General features: G+C 37.6%; 17 protein-coding genes. 13 read left to right on the forward strand and 4 right to left on the reverse strand.

Annotation, left to right across the window (positions count from 1 at the left end):
- Nucleotides 1–66: 66 nt before the first annotated feature.
- The 13 genes from IEV09_RS08670 (at nt 67) to IEV09_RS08730 (ending at nt 18,969) form a co-directional block, all read left to right on the forward strand.
- Nucleotides 67–765: a tRNA (adenine(22)-N(1))-methyltransferase gene (locus tag IEV09_RS08670; protein ID WP_188367897.1), complete on the forward strand. Its 699-nt coding sequence runs from the start codon at nt 67–69 to the stop codon at nt 763–765.
- Nucleotides 765–1,883 (forward strand): Nif3-like dinuclear metal center hexameric protein, encoded by a 1,119-nt coding sequence (locus tag IEV09_RS08675; protein WP_188367898.1) that lies wholly within the window; start codon nt 765–767, stop codon nt 1,881–1,883. The genes IEV09_RS08670 and IEV09_RS08675 overlap by 1 nt, the downstream gene beginning before the upstream one ends.
- An 11-nt stretch (nt 1,884–1,894) precedes the next feature.
- Entirely contained in the window at nt 1,895–3,130 is a 1,236-nt protein-coding gene (pepT, locus tag IEV09_RS08680) for a peptidase T (protein ID WP_188367899.1), read from the forward strand.
- Between the two features lie 78 nt (nt 3,131–3,208).
- The gene (locus IEV09_RS08685) at nt 3,209–4,216 is read left to right on the forward strand and encodes a lysylphosphatidylglycerol synthase transmembrane domain-containing protein (RefSeq protein WP_188367900.1); all 1,008 of its coding nucleotides are present in this window, start codon (nt 3,209–3,211) and stop codon (nt 4,214–4,216) included.
- A gap of 433 nt (nt 4,217–4,649) precedes the next feature.
- Nucleotides 4,650–6,035 (forward strand): helix-turn-helix domain-containing protein, encoded by a 1,386-nt coding sequence (locus tag IEV09_RS08690; RefSeq protein WP_188367901.1) that lies wholly within the window; start codon nt 4,650–4,652, stop codon nt 6,033–6,035.
- A 292-nt stretch (nt 6,036–6,327) separates the two neighbouring features.
- Nucleotides 6,328–8,937: an ATP-dependent chaperone ClpB gene (gene clpB / locus IEV09_RS08695; protein ID WP_188367902.1), complete on the forward strand. Its 2,610-nt coding sequence runs from the start codon at nt 6,328–6,330 to the stop codon at nt 8,935–8,937.
- 321 nt (nt 8,938–9,258) lie between these two features.
- Nucleotides 9,259–10,092, forward strand: coding sequence for an ABC transporter permease (locus IEV09_RS08700; protein WP_188367903.1), 834 nt, complete (start codon nt 9,259–9,261; stop codon nt 10,090–10,092).
- The gene (locus IEV09_RS08705) at nt 10,085–10,864 is read left to right on the forward strand and encodes an ABC transporter permease (RefSeq protein ID WP_188367904.1); all 780 of its coding nucleotides are present in this window, start codon (nt 10,085–10,087) and stop codon (nt 10,862–10,864) included. Before IEV09_RS08700 ends, IEV09_RS08705 begins: the two co-directional genes overlap by 8 nt.
- An 11-nt stretch (nt 10,865–10,875) precedes the next feature.
- Nucleotides 10,876–11,907, forward strand: coding sequence for an ABC transporter ATP-binding protein (locus IEV09_RS08710; RefSeq protein ID WP_188367905.1), 1,032 nt, complete (start codon nt 10,876–10,878; stop codon nt 11,905–11,907).
- 8 nt (nt 11,908–11,915) lie between these two features.
- Nucleotides 11,916–12,995, forward strand: coding sequence for an ABC transporter substrate-binding protein (locus IEV09_RS08715; protein WP_188367906.1), 1,080 nt, complete (start codon nt 11,916–11,918; stop codon nt 12,993–12,995).
- Nucleotides 12,996–13,009: 14 nt separating this feature from the next.
- The gene (locus tag IEV09_RS08720) at nt 13,010–14,749 is read left to right on the forward strand and encodes an adenine deaminase C-terminal domain-containing protein (RefSeq protein WP_188367907.1); all 1,740 of its coding nucleotides are present in this window, start codon (nt 13,010–13,012) and stop codon (nt 14,747–14,749) included.
- Nucleotides 14,733–16,055 carry an amidohydrolase gene (locus IEV09_RS08725; protein ID WP_188367908.1) on the forward strand — a complete coding sequence of 441 codons (1,323 nt, stop codon included), beginning with the start codon at nt 14,733–14,735 and terminating at the stop codon, nt 16,053–16,055. The genes IEV09_RS08720 and IEV09_RS08725 overlap by 17 nt, the downstream gene beginning before the upstream one ends.
- A 283-nt stretch (nt 16,056–16,338) precedes the next feature.
- On the forward strand, nt 16,339–18,969 hold the full coding sequence (locus IEV09_RS08730; protein WP_188367909.1) for an HAD-IC family P-type ATPase: 2,631 nt from the start codon (nt 16,339–16,341) through the stop codon (nt 18,967–18,969).
- A gap of 63 nt (nt 18,970–19,032) precedes the next feature.
- Here the strand turns inward: IEV09_RS08730 and IEV09_RS08735 are convergent, their stop codons facing one another.
- From IEV09_RS08735 to IEV09_RS08750, 4 genes are all read right to left on the reverse strand, one after another.
- On the reverse strand, nt 19,033–20,211 hold the full coding sequence (locus tag IEV09_RS08735; RefSeq protein WP_245329662.1) for an AI-2E family transporter: 1,179 nt from the start codon (nt 20,209–20,211) through the stop codon (nt 19,033–19,035).
- 122 nt (nt 20,212–20,333) lie between these two features.
- Nucleotides 20,334–20,759, reverse strand: coding sequence for an 8-oxo-dGTP diphosphatase (locus IEV09_RS08740; protein WP_188367910.1), 426 nt, complete (start codon nt 20,757–20,759; stop codon nt 20,334–20,336).
- A gap of 22 nt (nt 20,760–20,781) precedes the next feature.
- Nucleotides 20,782–21,156, reverse strand: coding sequence for a hypothetical protein (locus IEV09_RS08745; RefSeq protein ID WP_229731687.1), 375 nt, complete (start codon nt 21,154–21,156; stop codon nt 20,782–20,784).
- Between the two features lie 11 nt (nt 21,157–21,167).
- Nucleotides 21,168–22,448, reverse strand: a complete 1,281-nt coding sequence (locus tag IEV09_RS08750) for a Y-family DNA polymerase (RefSeq protein ID WP_188367918.1) — start codon at nt 22,446–22,448, stop codon at nt 21,168–21,170.
- Nucleotides 22,449–22,627 lie beyond the last annotated feature (179 nt).

Genomic DNA, 22,627 nt, shown 5'->3' on the forward strand with positions numbered 1-22,627 from the left:
AATGCTCTGACTAGCCAGAACCAAATTCGCTGTCAGAGCTTCTTTAATACTTGGAGGTAAATAGTAGTGAATGAACAAGTTTTGTCCTTACGTTTAATGAAAGTTGGAGAAAAAGTCCCACAAGATGCACGACTTGCTGATATTGGATCGGATCATGCATACTTGCCAACTTTTTTAATGCTAAATAAAAAAATTAGTTATGCTGTCGCAGGTGAAGTGGTCAAAGGACCTTACGAGTCAGCGAAAAGACAGGTTGCTAAAAACTTATTATCAGAAAAAATTATGGTTCGTTTAGCCAATGGGTTAGCCGCTATTCAGGAAGAAGATCAAATCGACACGATTACGATTGCAGGCATGGGTGGTGCACTCATCCGTCAAATTTTGGAAAGTGGTCGCGAGAAAGGTCAATTAAAGAAAACCGAAACATTAATATTGCAACCAAATATTGGTGAACGAACCCTTCGTGAGTGGCTTGTCTTAAACGGATATGGCATCGTAGAAGAAGAGATTTTAGAAGAAAATGATAAAATTTATGAAATTATCGTGGCCGAGCCAATGGATAGCGTTCACTATAGCGAGAAAGAATTACTTTTCGGTCCGGTTTTATTACAAAATAAAACGGAAACATTTATCAAAAAATGGCAACGTGAAGTAAAAGCGAAAGAACGCGTTCTCGGTGATTTACAAAAAGCTCAAGTCGTGCCACAAGAAAAGATAAAAGAAGTAGAAGAACAACTTGCTTGGATTAAGGGGGTATTGGCGTAATGGTTTACGGTTTGGATTTTATCCGTCGTTTTGAAACATTTTGTCCGCTTTGGTTAGCTGAAGAAGGCGATCCTGTGGGCTTACATATTGGCACGCTTGACCGTGAAATAACCAAAGTCATGATGACCTTAGATGTACGACCAGAAGTTGTGAAAGAAGCAATCGAAAAGAAGGTTGATTTAATTATTGCCAAACACCCACCAATTTTTCGACCAATTAAGCGTCTAGTACCCGATACACCACAAAATGCGATGTATTTGGATTTAGTCAAACATGAGATTGCAGTTTATGCGGCACACACCAACATGGATATTATCGAAGGCGGTTTAAATGATTGGTTTTGTGAAGCGCTTGGTGTGGAAGTCGATCATTATTTAACAAAAACCCATGAAGTTCCGATGAAAAAACTCGTTGTTTACGTACCACTTGAACAAGCTAATACGATGCGACAAGCGTTAGGTGATAGTGGTGCTGGTGAAATCGGTGAGTATCACCATGCAAGTTATTCGATGCAAGGAGAGGGACGCTTTACGCCAGGAGAAGCAGCTAATCCGACAATTGGTCAAGCTAATCAAGCTGAAATCGTACAAGAAGAACGCATTGAAGTCATCTATCCAGAAGAGATTGAAGCCCAAGTTTTAGAGGCAATGTATCACGTACACCCATACGAAGAACCGGCGTTTGATCTTTTATCATTAACGAATCCACCAAAAACTTACGGTGTCGGCCGAGTTGGGAATCTTGCGAAACCGATGGCGTTAGAAGACTTTATTTCACACGTTAAGCAGACCTTTGATTTATCCGATGTTCGCTTAATCGAAGCGGATGCGTCGAAAAAAACGATTCAACGTGTCGCAATTTGTGGCGGCTCAGGTGAAAAATTTTACTTAGATGCAATCCGTCAAAAAGCCGATGTTTATTTAACTGGCGATGTTTATTATCATACCGCTCACGACATCCAAGCGGCAGGTCTAACGGTCATTGATCCAGGACATCATATCGAAAAACTTTGCGTCCCAAAATTAACAGAAATGATGAACGCTTGGAAAAAAGAAGAGAACTGGCAAGTAGAAATCATTGCTTCAAAAACAAATACCAACCCATTTCAAACAAGATAAGGAGCCTTACTATGTCTAAATACGAAAATTTATTACCACGTTTTTTACGTTATGTTCAAATCGAAACACAATCTGATCCTACAAGCATGACAACCCCTTCAACGGAATCACAAATTGAATTTGCCTTGATTTTAAAAGAAGAGTTGGAAGCGTTAGGAATGTCTGACGTACTTTACAATGAATCAAATGGTTTCGTGATGGCTACTTTACCAGCCAACACTGAAAAAGAAGTCCCTTCAATCGGTTTTGTTGCTCACTTAGATACGGCAGATTTTAATGCAGTTGATGTGAAGCCGCAAATCATTGAAAACTATGATGGACAATCAACGATTCCATTAGATCAAGCAGGAAAATACACTTTAAACGTGAAAGATTTCCCGAATTTAAAAAATTACAAAGGCCAAACATTGATTACAACGGATGGGTCAACCTTACTGGGTGCAGATGATAAATCAGGCATTGCTGAAATTATGACGGCGATGGAAATTTTACTAAACCATCCAGAGATTGAACATGGAAAAATTAAAGTCGCATTTGGACCGGATGAAGAAATCGGGGTTGGTGCAAACAAGTTTGACGTGGATCAATTTGCGGTTGATTTTGCTTATACAATGGATGGTGGACCCGTTGGTGAATTGCAATATGAAACGTTTAACGCCGCACAAGCTGACGTGACAATTCATGGGAAAAATGTTCATCCAGGAACAGCAAAAAACACCTTAATCAATGCATTAACCTTAGCGATTGAGTTTAATAATGCCTTACCCGCAGATGAAGTACCGGAGAAAACAGAAGGATCAGAAGGCTTTTTCCACTTAATGAATTTAGCTGGAAATCCAGAAGAAGCGACATTCTCGATTATTATTCGTGACCACGATCGCGAAAAATTTGCGGAAAGAAAAGCCTTGGTGTTAGCTATTCAAGAGGAAATCAATCGTCGTTTCGACGAAGAACGTGTTGTAATTGAATTAAATGACAATTATTACAATATGAAAGAAGTCATCGAAAAAGACATGAGTATTGTTGAGCTAGCGAAAAATGCGATGCTTGAATTAGGAATTGAACCTTTGATTGAACCGGTTCGTGGTGGAACGGATGGTTCGAAAATTTCATTTATGGGTATTCCAACACCAAATATCTTTGCGGGTGGCGAAAATATGCATGGACGTTTTGAATTTGTTGCCTTAGAATCAATGGAAAAAGCAACAGATGTGATTGTTAAAATTGCGGAACTTAACGCGAAGTAGATACTATTGCTTCATAAACAGTCAAGGGATTGTCTATGAAGCTGTTCAAAAGCGACCAGAAAGCAGGAGCAACTAAAAATGTCTGAATTTACGCAAAAGGTTAAGAGACAAACCTTTATCAAACCACTGATTTTCTTTTTCTTAATTGGTTTTTTTGTCAAATATCTCTGGTCCTCGTTTGATGCCATCTTTCTTGAAATATTAGAAACGAGTATTTGGCTTGTTTTAGCGGTCCTTTTTTTAGGTATTGCTTATCAATTCGTTGAAGGGAAGATGGTGAAAACAACGGTTCGAATTACGGATAAACCTTTTCGTAGTGTCGAAGGAATGATGGCATCGTGTTATGCGGCGTTTTATCGGGTAGTGACTTTTGGTGCGGGAACATGGATTGCCGAGATTAATTTCTATCATCGAAAAAATTTAACCGTTTCTGAAGGAGTCGGTGTTTCGATCTTTCGCTTTATGCTATTTAAAACATCGGCTGCGTTTTTAGCCATTTTATTTTTAATAATGGAAATGGGCTTGTTTTCTCAAAGAATTATTTGGGTGGTTATCATTTGTATAGCCATTAATCTTGCGATTAATGGCGTCATTTTGTTGGCTGCGCTAAGTATGCCTTTGCAAATCTTGTTTGTTACCATTTGCAATCGATGGATTAAACAAGCAGCTTGGCGAGATAAAGTCGATCAAGTCAACACACAAATTAATGCTTTACGAACAATGATTCATGATTTGATGCATAAAAAAAGACTTTTAGTTGAAATGCTCTTTTGGGGGATTACGAAAGCATTGATTTGGTTTATCATTCCATATATTTGTTTGCGACCAGACTATCCAGACTTTAACTTTTTTGTTTCCTTAGCACTGATTAGTTTTGTAACAGTCATTTCTGGGGTCGTGCCAACACCAGGAGGCGTTGGGTCCTTTGAAGTCAGTTATATGCTCTTATTCAGCCCTTATGTCGGAAAAATCGATGCTGCCTCATCTTTATTACTATACCGTTTTGCGACTTTTATTCTTCCGTTTCTAATTGGTGGGATATACGTTTTCGTTTCTCGTAAAAAAAGATTGAAAATCAATCGATGAAATCGAGACGGTGTAAGAAACTGGAGTTGAGTATGAACTCTGATTACTCATAGTCTTGAATGTAGTGACGTTTTTAGAAAGAGTAGATTTTCGTTAATCATTAATTAAATATTCGTGTAACTTAAAGAGGCTGTGACTTTTGTCGCAGTCTTTTTTTTTTTACGAAAATTTGGACGAAATCATTGTTTTTGTAACTAGTCAGGCGAACCGACTTTGTCAATGTGAACGGCTATGTTCAATTATTACACCGAGTACAGCAAATTATGGAGCAGTAATAAATAAAAATTTGTGGTAAGTTTAATTATATAGAATCATTCTTGATAAATAGTTGATTGGCTTGAAATTAGGAACGAATCATGTAAATAGGTAATAAAACGATAGGATGTCTCGATGAAGATATTTGAATAGGGAAATTTAAGAGGAGGGAAATAGGATGTTTGGATTTTCGAAAGAAGTAACGATTAAGAAAGAAATCATTTTATTCTTGGATGATCAAGAAAAAGCAATCACTAATGATGAAATTGCTAAACAGATACAAACGGTAAAAAGCTCAACAATCAGAAGGCACTTAAAAGACGTCGAAAAAGCCATTGGTACTTTGTATCCACCTGAACAAGCGAATTTACAAATATGCCATAGACAAGGAATCCAACTATTTCGTCAAAGTGATGAATTGGAACAAGTTTTAGAGGAACTATATAAGAATGATACGGTCTATGATGTTTATAAATATTTATTATTGTATGGCATTTATTCTTCTGATTTATTTTGTAAGGAACATGATATCAGTTTGTCTACGTTGCGAAGGATAGTCAATCGAATGAACGTTTTTTTATCGCCGTATCAGATTCGCATACGTCTAGGAAAAAAAATGGGAATTATTGGAGAATCTGCTCAAATTCGACTGGTCTTTTTCATGTTTTTTTATTCTATACACCGCGGTTTTTCGCGTGAACATTGGGGAGTGACGTCTAAATATATCGATTTAAGCAAACAAATTTGTCAACAATTTTTGCTGGCCCCTCAAGATGCTTCGATTGAAATTTTGGCTTTATGGTTATTTATTAATCAAAAATTAGGTGTAGAAAATGATGCGATTCAATCGGTATATGTAGAAGATTGGTATAAGGACATCACATTACCAGAAAAAGAGATGCCTAAAGAAATGTGGAATTATGTCCTTTTAGTGATGTACGCACTAGGTTTTTTTGAATTTGAACCTAAGTTAACGTTCGAAAGATTACATGAGAATCGTTTCTCTGAAACGGGGAGTAAATGGCTAACCTTATTTGAAAAACACGTCAGATTCTTAACGACAGAGGAACGAGAAATCATTAATAAAATGACTTACAAATATTCGGTGATTGAGAGTGTTTTACCGACATTTAGAGAAACAAATGAGATCATGGGTTTAACAAAAAAAGAACACGTTGAAATTGAATATCCGTATTTTAAGCATCTTTTTTCTAAGATTTGGGCGGAGTTTATCGCTGTTTTTCCGGAAAAGAACACAGCAAGTATGAGGGAAATATTATCATCCATTAGTTTTGGATTTATGACGGAGGATGAATTATTTCCAGTAGTCTCTTTTTGTTGGTCTTCAAGATTTTCGAGTGAAAATTTAAAACAAATGGAAAAAATCATTCAATTCAAGTTGACGGATCGTGCAAACATTGTTTTTGTAGAAGACGTAGAAACATCTGATTTTACTCTTTCAACAGAATCTTCGACTAAAGGGATCTTCGTTACTCAAAATCTGTCGAATCGAGACATCGATATTTTGAGAAATGAGCTACACAACTGGGTGGTCAACGCGTAAAGAATGAACGAAGAAGATAACGCCTATCTGTAAGAAGAATCAAAGAAACAAAAAACTGACTAAATCGCATAGTTACTGAGCCTCTTTTTGAATGTCCAAATTCACCGTTCAATCCATTAAATGGTCAATTTGGACAGTTAAATAGGGCTTTTTTGTTTTGGTGTTGCTCGATAGGCGGATGTTTATAAAAAATTAATATTTGCTCTTTGGTTAAGTGAAATATTTGACCAAGACTGACCAAAGTTTTATAATATTACTTGAGGTTAAAATCTCAAGATGGGAGGAACAAACAATGAATATTGAAAAAATGACGTCAACTTTACAAAGTGCCATAGCAGAAGCTCAACAAGTGGCCGTGACGAGACACCATCAAGAAATCGATATCGTCCACCTGTGGAAAATTTTTATGCAACCAAATCAATTTGCACGTAATTTCTATCATGATTTAGGGGTAGATGTCGAAGCATTTGAACGTGAGATTGATCAGGAACTGGATCGTAAATCGACTGTTTCTGGTGCGAATGTCCAATATGGGCAATCCATGAGTAGTAACTTATTCCAATTATTAAATGAAGCCGATCAATTAAAAGATCAATTTGAAGATGAATATTTAGCAACTGAAATTGTTGTCCTAGCCTTAATGAAGTTAAAGAACTACCCATTAACGGTTTATTTGACGAAGCAAGGGATAACAGAAAAAGCGATTCGAAAAAATATTGAAGACATTCGAGGAGGCGATCGCGTGACATCGCAAAATCAAGAAGAGCAATATAAAGCCTTAGAAAAATATGGGATTGATTTAGTCCAACTCGTTAAAAAAGGGAAAATGGACCCAATTATCGGTCGCGACGAAGAAATTCGTGACGTAATCCGTATTTTAACCCGTAAAACAAAAAATAACCCGGTACTAATCGGAGAGCCAGGTGTTGGTAAAACAGCCATCGTTGAAGGACTGGCCCAACGGATTGTCCGTAAAGATGTTCCAGAAAATTTAAAAGACAAAACGATTTTTTCACTGGATATGGGAGCGTTAATCGCCGGTGCCAAATTCCGTGGTGAATTTGAAGAGCGCTTAAAAGCGGTCTTAAAAGAAGTTAAAAAATCTGATGGTCGAATTATTTTATTTATCGACGAAATCCATAATATTGTCGGAGCAGGAAAAACAGAAGGAAGTATGGATGCCGGCAATCTTTTGAAACCAATGCTAGCACGAGGAGAGCTTCATACAATTGGAGCAACGACTTTAGATGAATACCGTGAATATATGGAAAAAGATAAAGCTTTGGAGCGCCGTTTCCAAAAAGTTCTTGTCAAAGAACCAACCGTCGAAGATACCATCTCGATTTTACGTGGGCTAAAAGAACGTTTTGAAATTCATCATGGCGTGAATATTCATGATAATGCGCTCGTTGCAGCAGCTGTTTTATCTGATCGTTACATTACCGATCGCTTTTTACCAGATAAAGCAATTGATTTAATTGATGAAGCATCGGCTACGATTCGTGTTGAGATGAACTCGATGCCAACTGAATTAGACCAAGTAACCAGACGTTTAATGCAATTGGAAATCGAAGAAGCTGCCTTGAAGAAAGAATCCGATGACGCTTCGAAAAAACGCCTAAGTATCTTGCAAGAAGAATTGGCTGAACTAAGAGAAGAAGCCAACCAAATGAAGATGCAGTGGGAGACAGAAAAAGAAGAAGTCAATGCTCTTTCAAACAAGCGAAGTGAGATTGATCAAGCCAAACATGAGTTAGAAGATGCTGAAAACAATTATGATTTAGAAAAAGCAGCAGTTTTACGTCATGGAACAATCCCTCAACTAGAGGCTGAATTAAAAGCGCTAGAATCTAAAAATGCCAAAGAAGATGGAAAAATGTTACAAGAAGCAGTAACGGACAATGAAATTGCCGTTGTTGTCGGACGTTTAACTGGTATTCCAGTAACAAAACTTGTTGAAGGGGAAAGAGAAAAACTCTTACACTTGAATGAAACGTTGCATCGTCGTGTTATTGGTCAAGAAGAAGCCGTCAATGCGGTGAGTGATGCGGTCATTCGTTCGAGAGCAGGCTTACAAGATCCGAATCGACCACTTGGTTCATTCTTGTTCTTAGGACCTACAGGGGTCGGGAAAACAGAGTTAGCCAAAGCATTAGCTGAAAACTTATTTGATTCTGAAAATAATATGGTTAGAATTGATATGAGTGAATATATGGAGAAACATGCCGTTTCCCGCTTAGTCGGAGCCCCTCCAGGCTATATTGGTTACGAAGAAGGTGGACAATTAACGGAAGCTGTTCGTCGAAACCCTTATACCATTGTCTTGCTTGACGAGATTGAAAAAGCACATCCAGACGTCTTTAACATTTTATTACAAGTGTTAGATGATGGTCGTTTAACTGACTCAAAAGGACGAATGGTTGACTTTAAAAATACTGTGTTAATTATGACAAGTAATATTGGTTCATCGCTATTGTTAAGTGGTGTAACAGCAGAAGGGGATATTCCAGAAGCAGTTCAAGAACAAGTGATGACAACGTTAAGAGGTCATTTCAAACCAGAATTCTTAAATCGAATTGACGATACGATTTTATTCACACCGTTAAGCTTGGAAAACGTGAAAGGCATTGTTGATAAAGTCATCGAACAATTGTCGAAACGTTTGGCTCACCAAGACATTGATTTAACCATTACTGAATCGGCCAAAGCGTGGTTAGCAGAAAATTCTTACGATCCAGCATATGGTGCAAGACCGTTGCGTCGTTACATTATGAAAGAAGTCGAAACACCATTAGCGAAAGAAATTGTGGCAGGACGAGTGATGCCAAAATCAAAAGTGACGATTGATTTATTAGAGAATCAATTAATTTTTGAAAACCAAGTAATTGAAGAAAATGAGTAAGCAAAAGCCTCTAAAATCGATAAAACGATTTTAGAGGCTTTCTTCATTTTTGAGATTAGCACTTTGCTAGTCTTTTTTATAATCCGTTGTTATACTACAACTAACTACGAAAGATGAAATAATTCTTGAAGAAATAGTTGTCGGAATAAGAAAGCGTGTACATGAATTTTAGATGAGAGAGATGTTATTTAAAACACTTGTTATTCCGTATAAGACGAACGTTCAAAGGATATGTAGGGATTATTTTAAAGGTTTAGTTGAATTGTTTGAGAAAGAATTTTATACTATCAATTGTGCTAAAAATGAACAAGGAGTGTACCCATGAAAAGAAATATTCCCTATTTGATCTTAACCCCCGGAATAATCCTCTTAGTATTTTTCTTAATGATTCCGCTAGTTGCGAATATTTTCCCAACTTTTTTACCGGATAATGGTGGTATTGGAAATTACATTAAATTTTTCCAAGATGAATACAATCGAGGTGTTTTTTGGCGGACGATGCGAATTTCTAGTATTGTAACCGGCGTGTCTTTGATCTTAGGTATTCCAACAGCGTATTTTATTGCTGGATTACAAAAGAAGTGGCGCGGTATTTTAATGGCGATGATTTTATTCCCATTATTAACAAACTCAGTTATTCGTAGTTTTGCATGGATTAATATTTTAGGTAAAAATGGTGTTATTAATAACTTTTTAATGGCAATTGGTCTGATTGATCAGCCGTTAAGCTTATTGTATACCGAGTTTGCGATTATTATTGGTTCTGTTTATTTATTCCTACCAACAATGATTATGACACTCGTCGGTGTAATGGAAAATATCGAAGGTGAAATGTTAGAGGCAGCTGAAACCCTAGGCGCGACTCCTTTAAAAGCCTTTGTTAAAATCGTCTTACCATTATCAATACCAGGTGCGATTGTCGGTAGTATTCTAGTCTTTACCGGCACCTTAACTGCGTATACAACCCCACTATTATTAGGTGGAAACCAAAAAATGTTACTATCAACGTTCCTTTATCAAAAGGCATCAACATTAGGTGATTGGAATGGTGTTTCCGTGTTAGCGTTAATCATGATTGTTGTCACATTAGTTGTGATGCAAGGGTTAAACTTTATTTCAAAAAGAATGGATCGGAGGGGAATGAATCATGCGTAAACAAAAAATGATGACAATGATTGCGATTTTAGTCTTCGCATTCTTATTTCTACCTCTATTACTGATTGTCGTGACGTCATTTGGTACAGCAGCTGCGATTCAATTTCCAATTAAAGGCTTTACGTTGGATTGGTATGCGAATGCCCTTAGCTTAAGTACAATGATGGATAGTTTTAAATTAAGTTTAACTGTCGGTATCTTAGCGACAGTGTTAGCCTTACTTGTTGGCGTTCCAGCATCGTATGCTTTGGCTCGTTATTCAGTAAAAGGCAATCAAATGATTAAAAGTTTCTTCTTATCACCGACTGTTATCCCTGGAATTGTGGTGGGTTACACGTTGTTTCAATTTATCGTTGTCTCACTAGGTTTACCAGTCTTCCAAGGTCTATTAATCGGTCACTTTTTAATCAGCTTACCGTACATTATTCGTGTTGTCGGATCAAGTATGGATCAACTAGATTATTCAATGGAAGAAGCGGCGTGGACACTAGGTTGTACACGATTCCGTGCCTTTACTAAAGTGGTCTTACCAAACGTTTCATCAGGAATTTTCGCCGCATTTATGCTAGCATTTGTTAATTCCTTCAATAACGTGCCGGTTTCGATGTTTTTATCCGGCCCAGGTGTCACAATGTTACCAACCAATTTATTGAGTTACATGGAATACAACTACGATCCGACAGTCTCAGCCATTTCAGTAATGTTAATGCTACTGACCATTGGTTTAATGTATTTAATTGAAAAAACACTCGGACTAGCATCGATTGCGTAAAGGAGAAAATCATGTCATTTGTTGAATTAAAAGATATTCGTGTCAGTTATGACGGAAAACAAAATATATTAGAAAATTTAAATATTTCGATGAAAAAAGGCGAATTGGTTTCTTTATTAGGGCCAAGTGGTTGTGGAAAAACAACGACTTTACGTGTGATTGCCGGTTTAATCGAACCAAAAGAGGGTCAATTTGTTTTAGATCAAGAAGAATTAACAAAAGTACCGGTTCATAAAAGAAATTTTGGGATGGTCTTCCAAAGTTACGCATTATTCCCACATATGACGATTGCCGAAAACGTCGCATTTGGTTTGAAGTTACGTAAAGAGAAAAAAGAAGTCATCGATCAAAAAGTGGCAGAAATGTTAGAAATTTGTGGTTTAGAAAACTTTGGCGAGCGTTACCCGAAACAATTATCAGGTGGTCAACGCCAACGTGTAGCACTTGCTCGCGCCTTAGTCATTGAACCAAAGCTACTATTACTTGATGAGCCGTTATCGAACTTAGATGCCAAATTACGTGTTGCAATGCGTATCGAGATTAAACGTATCCAACAAAAGCTGGGCATTACAACAGTTTTTGTAACACATGACCAAGAAGAATGTTTCTCGATTTCAGATAAAGTAGCGATTATGAATAATGGTGTGATTGAGCAATATGATACGCCAGAACAAATTTATCGTTTGCCGATTTCAAAATTTGTTGCTCAATTTATTGGATTTGAAAATTTCTTTGATGTCACACGTACAACAAACGGTGAGTTAATGACAGCGAATGAAGTACGTATCGAATCTAGTATTTCAACGCTAGCAAATGACACAGGGATTGCAACGATTCGTCCCGAAGACATCGTCATTGAGCAAACAGGTGATATACAAGGAAAAGTCCTTGTTCGTACATTCTTAGGTAAGAGTCATCAGTATGAAGTTGAAACGGCGTTGGGCAAATTGTTAGTAAATGGTAGTGACAAGCAAATTTTTGAAGTGGGCGAAACAATTGAACTCGTATTCCCAGCAGATAAAGTAGTCTTATTAGAAAGGTGAGAATGAAAATGAAGAAAAAACATTTAGCAAGTTTATTATTAGTTGCCGGTCTAGCTTTAGCAGCATGTGGTAACAGTGAAGCACCAGGTGGAACAACAAGTAGCGAAGGTGCAAAAGGCAATGGTAATAAAGCATTAGTCGTTTCGACTTTTGGACTAAGTGAAGATATCGTTCGCCAAGATATTATGGTTCCATTTGAAGAAGCCAATGACGCAAAAGTAACACTTGAATTAGGTAATAGTGCGGATCGTTTTACCAAATTAAAAAACAATCCAAAAGCAGGCATTGATGTCATCGAGTTGGCCCAAAACCACTCAACAGAAGGCAATGAAGCGGATCTATTTTTACCAATTACAGAAAAAGATGTTCCAAACTTAGCACAATTAACTGACAATGCAAAAGCTGTTTTTGAAAGTGGCGCAGGTGTACCAATTGCGGTTAACAGTATTGGTATCGTGTATGATAAAGAAAAAGTTGGACGTGAAATTACGTCATGGGAAGATTTATGGAGTGAAGATTTAAAAGGAAAAATTTCGATTCCTGATATCACAGTAACAGCGGGTCCACTGATGTTACACGTTGCAAGTGATTATGCTGGACAAGATATCACAACTGATAAAGGTGAAAAAGCCTTTGACGCATTGAAAGAATTGAAACCAAACGTCGTAAAAACTTACTCAAAATCATCTGATTTAGCAAACATGTTCCAATCAGGTGAGATTACTGTTGCAGTTGTTGCAGACTTTGCCGTTGATATTATTAAAGGCGCAGCTGAAGATGTGACATACGTTGTACCAGAAAGTGGGACATACGCAAACTTTAATACAGTGAATATTCCAAATACAACAATTAATAAGGAATTAGCCTTTGCTTTTGTTAACCACCGTATTAGTGCTGATTCTCAAAAATTAAAAGCTGTTTCTTTAAATGAAGGTCCAGTCAATAAAGACGTAACTCTTTCAGAAGAAGAAATTGGTGAAAAAACGTATGGTGCGATTGCTGACCGTGCAAAACCAGTTGATTTTAAAATGATTAACGAAAATATGGCGAATTGGGTTGACCAATGGAACCGTACAATGAATAACTAGAAAGCAGGGATGACATGAAGACAGATCTTTTAATCAAAAATGCGTGGGTCTATCAAACACCGACCCGTAATTTTGCTAAAAAGAATGTAGCCGTTACACAAGGGAAGTTTTACTACATCAGCTCTGTCGACATGGAACACTTGAATGCGAATGAAACGATTGAAGCCGAGGGTCAGTATATGATCCCCGGCTTCATTGATATCCATTTGCATATTGAGAGTTCGATGACGACTCCGGCAATTTTTTCGGAAACAGCATTAGGCTATGGTGTGACCACTGTTGTCGCAGATGCTCATGAAATGGGAAATGTTTTTGGATTAGAAGGCTTAAAACATTTCATGGCAGCCGAAACAAAAATGGATATTTTTCACGCAATTCCTTCGTCTGTACCATCGACTACAGTTGATTTAGAAACAACAGGTGGCGTGATTGCCTTAGAAGAAGTACGCGAACTACTCAAAGATCCACGCGTGATTTGTTTAGGGGAGGCAATGAACTTCAAAGGAATTGCCTATGATAAAGACTCGTTGATTCGTCAAATCATTGACCTCTGTCAAAAAGAACGTCCAACGATGCCACTAGAAGGGCATATACCTAAAATTTATGATCAAGAATTAGCCGATTTCTTAATGAGTGGGATTTCATCTGATCATACGCATCAATTTCCAGAATACTTATTAGAAAAAATTCAAGCGGGTCTCTTTATTCAATTCCAAGATAAATCGATTACGCCTGAAAATATGGCGGTCATTCGCGACAATCAATTGTTTGACTTTGCTTGTTTTATTACGGATGATATTATGGTCGATGATTTCCTAGAAGGTCATTTAAATAAAAATGTTGAAAAAGCCATCGCCTGTGGTTTACCGGTTGAAGAAGCGATTTACATGACAACTTACACGCCAGCACGTCGTATGAGTTTACTCGATCGTGGTATGATTGCACCAGGTAAAGTAGCCGATTTTATGTTCGTTAGCGATTTAGAATCATTAACCATTGAACAAGTGTATAAGAGTGGTGAAAAAGTCTTTACTAAAGGGCAACCCTTCCACTATCCAGAAAAAATTGAAACCTTCCCAGAAAGTTATTATCAGACGGTTGATTGTCAAAAATTAACATTCGATGATTTAACTCTAAACGTTGAAACGAAAAAAGAACGTGTGCGTTGTAACGTCATTCAAAAACAAGTGGTTGGTACTTTTACTGAACGGATAACGAAAGAATTAACCGTTAAAGAAGGCGCACTTGATTGGCAAGCAGCTGGCCTCGCGCAATTAATCGTGATGGAACGCTATGGTATCAATGGGAATATCGCACGCGCTTTAATGGACGATCCATTGACAGGGATTGGTGCCATTGGTACGACTTGGGCACATGATCATCATAATGTGATGTTGATGGGAAATGATCCTGAATCGATTCTTGTGGCACAACATGCTTTGTTAGAAATGCAAGGGGGCTATGTGGTCGTCAATCAAGGGAAAATTGTTGCGACGTGTCCGCTACCAATTGGTGGGATTTTATCGCAAGCACCAATTGAAGAATTAGGCCAAGCATTAAAAGGCGTTCGTCAAGCGATGAAAGATTTAGGCTACGAAAACGGCAATGAAATTATGTCCTTTTCAACCCTTTCGTTACCCGTTTCGCCGGCAATTAAGGTGACGGATAAAGGCATGATGGATACGAAGTCACAAACCTTTTATCCTTTAGTTTTTCCAGAAGATGGAGTGTTAAAACATGAAACAACTAATTAAAAACGTCCACTTATTGACAATGGATACTAAAATGACGGAAATCAAACAAGCTTATGTCTTGATTGAGGACCAAACAATCGCACAAATCGGTGAAATGACAGAGGAGTTACCAGAAGCGGACGTGGTGACTGATGGTCAAGGTGGCATTTTAATGCCCGGAATGATTAATACCCATACGCATGCGGGCATGATTCCTTTTCGTTCATTAGGAGATGATGTCCCAGATCGTTTGCGTCGCTTCTTATTTCCATTAGAACAATTTATGACACCAGAACTCGTTAAATCTTCGACAAAATACGCAATCGCTGAAATGTTATTAGCTGGTGTCACGACATTTTGTGATATGTATTATTTTGAAGAAGAAGTTGCTGAAGCAGCCGTTGAAATGGGGATGCGTGGTTTTGTAGGAGAAACGATTATCGAGATGGAAACGTGTGATTTTAAAACGCCTGATGACGCACTTGATTGGACAGAAGGTTTCCTTAAACGTTGGAGCAATCATCCGTTAGTCACTCCAATGATTGCACCACATGCAACCAACACCAATCGAAAAGAAATCTTCGAGCGCATCGTTGCGATGGCGAAACGATACAAGGCACCAATTTCAATGCACGTTGCTGAAATGACGTATGAAATGACGGAGTTTAAAGAGAAATACAACCAAACACCGGTTGCTTTTTTAAACGATTTAGGTTTTTTCAACGAACGAATCATTATGGCTCATTGCCTTTTTATTGAAGAAAGTGATTGGTCGCTCCTTCATGAACAAAGAAGCAATTTCGGGATTGCACATTGTATCGGAGCGAACACAAAGTCAGCCAAAGGGGTTGCCCCGGTCAAACGGATGATTGCAGAAGAATTAAATGTTGGGCTAGGAACAGATGGGCCAAGTAGTGGGAATACGTTGGATTTATTTACGCAAATGCGCATGTTCGCTAATTTCCAAAAAACAGCTAATGAAGACCGTAGCTTATTTCCAGCAAAAGAGATTGTACGTTTGGCAACAGAAGGCGGCAGTCGTGTCTTAGGCCTCGAGAAACTTGTGGGAACGATTGAAATTGGTAAACAAGCCGATTTAACACTCGTGGAAACACAATCAGTCAACATGTTTCCGATTTACGATGCTTATTCTGCATTGGTTTACTCAGCCAATAGCAGTAACGTATCAGATGTTTGGGTTCAGGGTCAGCACTTGGTAGAAAATAAACAACTCATAAAAGCCGATTTAAACGTATTACGTGAAAATCTAGCCAACGAAATGACTGTTTTTGTAGCAGAAGCTAAAAAACGATCGGAAGCAATTTAGGAAAATCAAAAAGGAGGTGTGACAAACGTCGTTTTTCTCTGAGAAACTGGAGGTAAATTCGAACAATTTGGGCTTTCAATTGCTCGAATTTAGTGAAGTTTCCGATAGAGCAGACTTTTGTCATCCGTTTACCCATCAAATGTTCGTATGAAAAAAGTAGGGCCATGACTTGTGTCATAGGCCCATTTTTTATTCCCTACTCATGGGTAAATTCTTGACAATCTTTCTGATTATCCGTAAGCTTGGAACGGGAGAGTCAATCCTATAAGGAGGTGTCGTTGCAATGGAATGGTATAAAATGTCAACGCTTACAATATTTGGCGCAGTAGGCACAACAGCAGATGGGCTACCAGTCGAACAGAGGAAAAAAAAGCAGGAAAAGGAAGGGGGAAATACACTTTCACAGGCTAAAGAGAAAAGTGAGTTACAAAAATTTATGCAACATTTCAATGATCTTTTGATTTACGTCTTAATTTTTTCAGCTGTTTTAAAAGGTATTAGTGGTGATTTCATTGATATGAGTATTATTTTACTCGTCGTTATTATTAACTCAATTATTGGTTACGTACAAGAAGCCAAGGCTTCCGATTCACTAAAAAGTTTAAATTCCATGATGAGCGCTCAAGCGATTGTTGCGATTGAGGGTGAGAAGACAACCGTCGATTCAAAATCTCTGGTCAGTGGTGATATCGTCTTTTTAAATGCAGGTGATATTATTCCAGCTGATTTACGAATTATAGAGGCGTATAATTTTGTTGTAGATGAAGCGATTTTAACAGGTGAATCACTACCCGTTGAAAAAAATGCGATCGTCATTGAACAAGATGCAGGTCTGGGAGATCGAGTGAATATGGTCTACTCAGGAACACTAGTAAACAGCGGTTCAGCGAAAGGTGTCGTCGTTGAGATTGGTGATGACACAGAAATTGGTAAGATTAGTCAACACTTAAAAAGTGTGGAAGATAGTGTGACTCCTTTAATTAAAAAAATGAAACAATTGAATAAGCAAATTTTCTTTGTTCTTACGGTATTAATTATTGGATTGGTGTTATTCAGTCTAATTTATCGTGATATGACAGCAAGTGAGTTGATGTCTTCGATGATCGCTCTCGCCGTATCAGCAGTACCTGAAGGACTTCCGGCGGTATTATCGATTATACTTTCCGTAGGTGTGACAAGAATGACAAAACAACATGCGATTATCAAAAAAATGCCCGCTGTTGAAACACTCGGTAGTATGGGCGTTATTTGTTCTGATAAAACAGGTACCTTAACCAAAAATGAAATGGAAGTGATGGCGGTTATTACCGCGACACAGACACATATCGTTGAAGAAGAAAAAGATGAAGCGCATTACACAGAGTTAACAGAAACCAACCCAATGATCCGTAAGCTCGTTGAAACGTCCTTGTATTGCAATGATACAAAAATCACGTATAAAAATGGTGTGAGAGAAATTATCGGCAATCCAACAGAAGGCGCGTTGTTAGAGTGGGCAAACCATTTGGCGTTGGTAGAAGAAGAACAGACAATTAGTAAAATTCCGTTTGATTCGGCTTATAAATACATGGCGACATTAATGAATATTGAAGGAAAACAATATATTTATTTGAAAGGGGCACCCGACGTTCTGTTAGGCATCACTCAAAATCAGTTAGTCAATGAACAAATCGAAGCGTTGACGCTATCTTATTGGGAAGAGAAAATGAGTGAGCAAGCCAAAAAAGGTCAACGGATTCTAGCGGCAGCTTTTAAAGAAGTTCCTTTAGATAAAACGTATTTGACACATGAAGATCTCTTAACAGACATGGTTTTTATCGGTTTATTTGGGATTATTGATCCACCGAAAAAAGAGGCGATTGAGGCAGTCAGATTGAGTAAGAAAGCGGGCATTTCAGTGAAGATGATTACCGGAGATCATAAAGACACTGCAATGGCGATTGCCAAAGAAATTGGCCTTACCAATTATCAGCATGCAATGATTGGTGCGGATATTGAAAAAATGACGGATGAAGAATTAGCGGAAGTAGTCATGGCAAATGATGTTTACGCCCGAACGACACCAGAACATAAATTGCGCTTAGTTCAAGCCATTCAAAAAAATGGTCAAATTGTTGGAATGACTGGTGATGGCGTGAACGATGCTCCAGCACTTAAACAAGCTGACATTGGAATAGCAATGGGGATTAAGGGTACGCAAGTTACAAAGGATGCGGCCGATATGGTGTTAGCCGATGACAACTTTGCTACGATCATCAGTGCGGTCAAAGAAGGTCGTAGGGTTTACGACAACTTGAAAAAAACAATTTATTTCTCTTTACCGACAGCCTTTGCACAAGGACTACTCGTCGTTGTTTCTTTGCTACTTGATCGACCATTACCGTTAACTTCGGTTCAAATCTTGTGGCTTAACATGGTCACAACCATTACGTTGTCCTTTGCACTAGGTTTCGAACCACTCGATCCTACGGCAATGAGTAAAAAACCTCGTGATCCAAAAGAAAACATCTTAAATGCCTATGCTATTTTTAGAACGGCTTATGTTTCAATATTACTAGCAACGTTAGGATTTATGGTTAATGATTTTTTAGCAAAGCAAGGTTCAAGTGAAACAGCCATGCAGACGACATTGATTATGACGATTGTCTGCGGACAAGTTTTTTATATGCTGAATTGTCGAGAAATTCATAAGAGTGCACTGAATAAAGGGTTGTTTCAAAATAACGTACTATGGTTATCAATAGCGGTACTTATCGTCTTGCAAGCCTTACTTATTTTCACACCATTCATGCATAATATTCTCGGAACTACGCGAATTGATTTGAATTATCTAGCGTTTGCTTTTCTTTCTGGTCTCGTTGTCTTTGTTATCGTTGAACTAGAAAAATTACTGACTCGATCATTTGTTCAATAAGAAAAAAATACAGGATGTTGAAGTTGGACTAAGTCCGCTTCAACATCCTGTATTTTGTCTTTTTTAAGATTCTTCCAATTCAAGCAAGGAATTGTCTGTTGTGTCAGGAGTTTGAGGTGTAATCTGGTCTTTGTCGAGCCAGTTCATCGTAATGATCTTAATAATCGCTGCTACTGGCACTGCTAAAAACATACCAATCACACCGAAGTAAGCACCACCAATTGTAATTGAGATAATAATAACAATTGGATTTAAGTTTAGCGCTCCTGCCATAATTCGAGGTCCAATAAAGTTTCCATCAACTTGTTGTAAAACAGTTAACGAAATTAATGTGATAATCGCTAAGTTTAGACCACTTGTAAAGAAAGTGATAATGGCTGTGACCACAGATGCGACGATTGATCCGAAATAAGGAATCATGTTTGAAATCCCTAAGAATAATCCAAGTGAAATACCAAAAGGTACTCTGAGTACACTTAAAATAATCGAAGCTGAAACAGCAATAATACAAGCATCTAAGAATTGCGAACTAATAAATTTATAAAAAATACGATTCGTTGTTTGAATCCAATATTTTGCCCCTAAAAAAGCATTTTTAGGTAACAATTTACCAAAGAAACGATTGGAAAAATCAAGTAATGAAACTTTATAAGCTAAGACATAGATTGAAATAATAAAGGATAAGGCCGAATTAATAACAATCGATGAGAGACTAACTGAAAGTTGCCCAATCGAAGTTAATGAGTGTAACCATTGTCCAAGCATTCTTTCTAAAGAAAAATTGGTTAAAATATTTTGAATCATTTTTTCTAGAGATAAAAATTCAATGAGTCCGTCACTTTCTAATTTTGTTACTAATTCTGAAAGGTAATTAATAAATGAAGGGAGAAGTTTTAATAAATCAATTAAGTTTGTAATGAGTAGCGGTACAATGAAGTTCAATAATAAAAAGATTAAGAAAATTAAAATCAAATATAAGCTCAATACACTTAAACCATGCTGATTCTTATTTAAAAACTTATTCCGACTCTTATTAAAGAGCTTTTTTAATAACTCCTGTGGGCCATTTAATAAATATGCAATGACAAATCCAATCACAAAAGGTGATAGAATTTGAGTGAAGCTTTTGATTGTACCAAAAATGGCATTATAATTCGAAATCACTTTATAGCCGATAATCACGAGCATGGCAAAAGTAAATCGAATAATCCATTGGTTCCAATTGATGTCAATTCTTTTCAACGAAACATCCTCCTTATTCAAGTGCGGTAATGACTCTTATTATACGTTAGTTTTAAGAGAATTAAAATCAATAATCATTTGATTAAACCTTCTTTCATTCAAGTTCTTTTTAAAAGAGGGAATTAATTGGAATAATCTTTAAAGAAAAATTGTTTTTCTTTGAAAAAAATAGGCAGTAGTTGCTTTAAACTGCCAGCTAAAGTTCCGTTGAATAGTTCTTCTTCCGTGAGCCAAAATAGTGGTTGTTCCGTTTTTTCAGGTAATGTTTGAGTCGTTTCTGCCACGAATAAAGCTGCAAGTTCACGTCCACCATTCGTATCGTTGATCCATTCAGCGATACCTACAAGTTGAGCTTCAATCTGTAAGCCGGTCTCTTCGTACACTTCTCGAATAACTGAGGTCTCGATATTTTCATCTTTTTCGACGTGTCCGCCAGGAAAGGTTAAGCCGGGCCAATCTTTTTTCTGTCGATCTTGAACTAAAATTTGTCCTTGCTCGTTTCGAATCATACATAAAGTCGTTAATTTTATTGCCATACTACGCGTCATATTATTTCCTCTTTTCTCTTATTCATTCATCGACATTGAACCATTTGGGGGTAGAGCGGATTTCTACGTGTCGAATTTCATCAAAATCCACTTTTTGTTGATCGATAAATAATCCCCGTTCATCAAAACCAATAATATGCCCAAAAATGTCTGGTAGATAATCACCATCAAGATTCCGTTCTTCTTTTTGAATGGCAATTACGAGACTGCCTTGAAATGCGTCGACTAAAATCAATTGAATTTGTTCGGTAGTCATTTGCAGTTTTTGTGTGGGGCGATTTTTGACTGCAGCTTGTTCATTGTACATCTGTTCCGTATGTTCCGACAAGTACATGCCATTCCATTTGATAATTCCCCGGTCAACGTATTCTTTTCCATAATTTTTAATAATAATCACTCCTGTTTGAATTAGTGTCCGCCAATCTTTGTAGATCGGCTAATTGCCGTTGCGTTTTCTAACAAAGAGCTGGCATAAATCAACGATTGAAACCCATATTTTTCTCGAATTTTATCTTTTAGATCATGCAGTTGTTCTTGCTTAATTTGTTGCTCCGGCTCTTTAAACAAGTCTAGTTGAATATTTGTATGATAGTGGAGGCGGAAACCGCCAACACCGATTTGCCGGACAGAGGTACCGGGTTTGTAATATTGATCGAAGAGCTGTAATAAACCGAGACTAATGGTTGTCGTATTATTTGTCTCCGGTATTTTTAATTGATGAGCGAAACCACGTTCCTGTTCGATTTTTGAGTAACCAATAAATAAATGAATACAGGCCGTCTTTGCTTGTTTTTTTCTCAGACGAGAGGCGAGCAAGTCGCTCATCTCACGAATAATGACTTTTATCTCTCGGACATCGTTGTAATCTTTTAATAAAATTTGTGAATTCGAAAAACTTTTTTCTGCTGGTTTGTAAATGTCACCGATTTGACTACGATCGATGCCATTGGCGTGTGCATGCAGTTGCGCACCAATCACACCCATCGATTGCTTCAGCCGATAGGGATCATAATTAGCTAACTCTTTAATTGTCCGTATCCCTTTATCATTCAATCGTTTCTCCGTTCGATGAGCAATTCCCCAAAAGTCAGTCATTTTTTGAATCCCCCAAACTTTGGAAGAAACCGACTCATATCGCCACTCAGCAATTGCGAGCGGATTTCTTTTGGCCTCATTGTCCAAAGCCAGTTTCGCTAAAAGCATATTGTCGCCAATGCCAATCGCTGTTCGAATTCCAGTATTTTCTGTAATCTTTCGCATGAGTGCCAGAGCAAAGAGTGTCACATCTTTATTTTGATATAAGTGTTTCACGTTATCGTACTTAACAAATACTTCATCGATTGAATAGACATGAAAGTCTTCAGGCGATACATAAGTCGCAATCGTTTCTAAAATTTTAAGGTTGATTTCGATGTATTCTTTCATTCGAGGAGGCGCAAGGATGAGGTCTGGATGATTAGGGACCTCAGAACGTCTAGTAACATTCGATACACCAAGACGTTCTTTTGCTTGTGGTGAGGCCGATAAAATCAAACCACCGGGACTATCGCCGCCACTAAGAACGACCAATAATGCTTTTAAAGGGTCGAGACCACGCATCACTGCTTCACAACTAGCGTAAAAAGAGCGACAGTCAATACATAAATAATCACTTCTTGGTTCTTGACTATAATCAAAGAACACAGCAATTCCTCCTTTTCGATAAGATACTTAAAATCATTATACGAACATTTGTTCTGTTTGTGAAGCGAACAAAAGATTAAGATGGGAAATTAGAAGGGAGAATTGTTTTTTTGACCTTGAATTTACAATATAAGTGCAACACCAAAAGAGACTCATTGCTTCAAACCTAGTAAAATAGTGTTTAC

It is taken from the genome of Enterococcus alcedinis (assembly GCF_014635985.1).
Classification (GTDB): Bacteria; Bacillota; Bacilli; order Lactobacillales; family Enterococcaceae; genus Enterococcus_I; species Enterococcus_I alcedinis.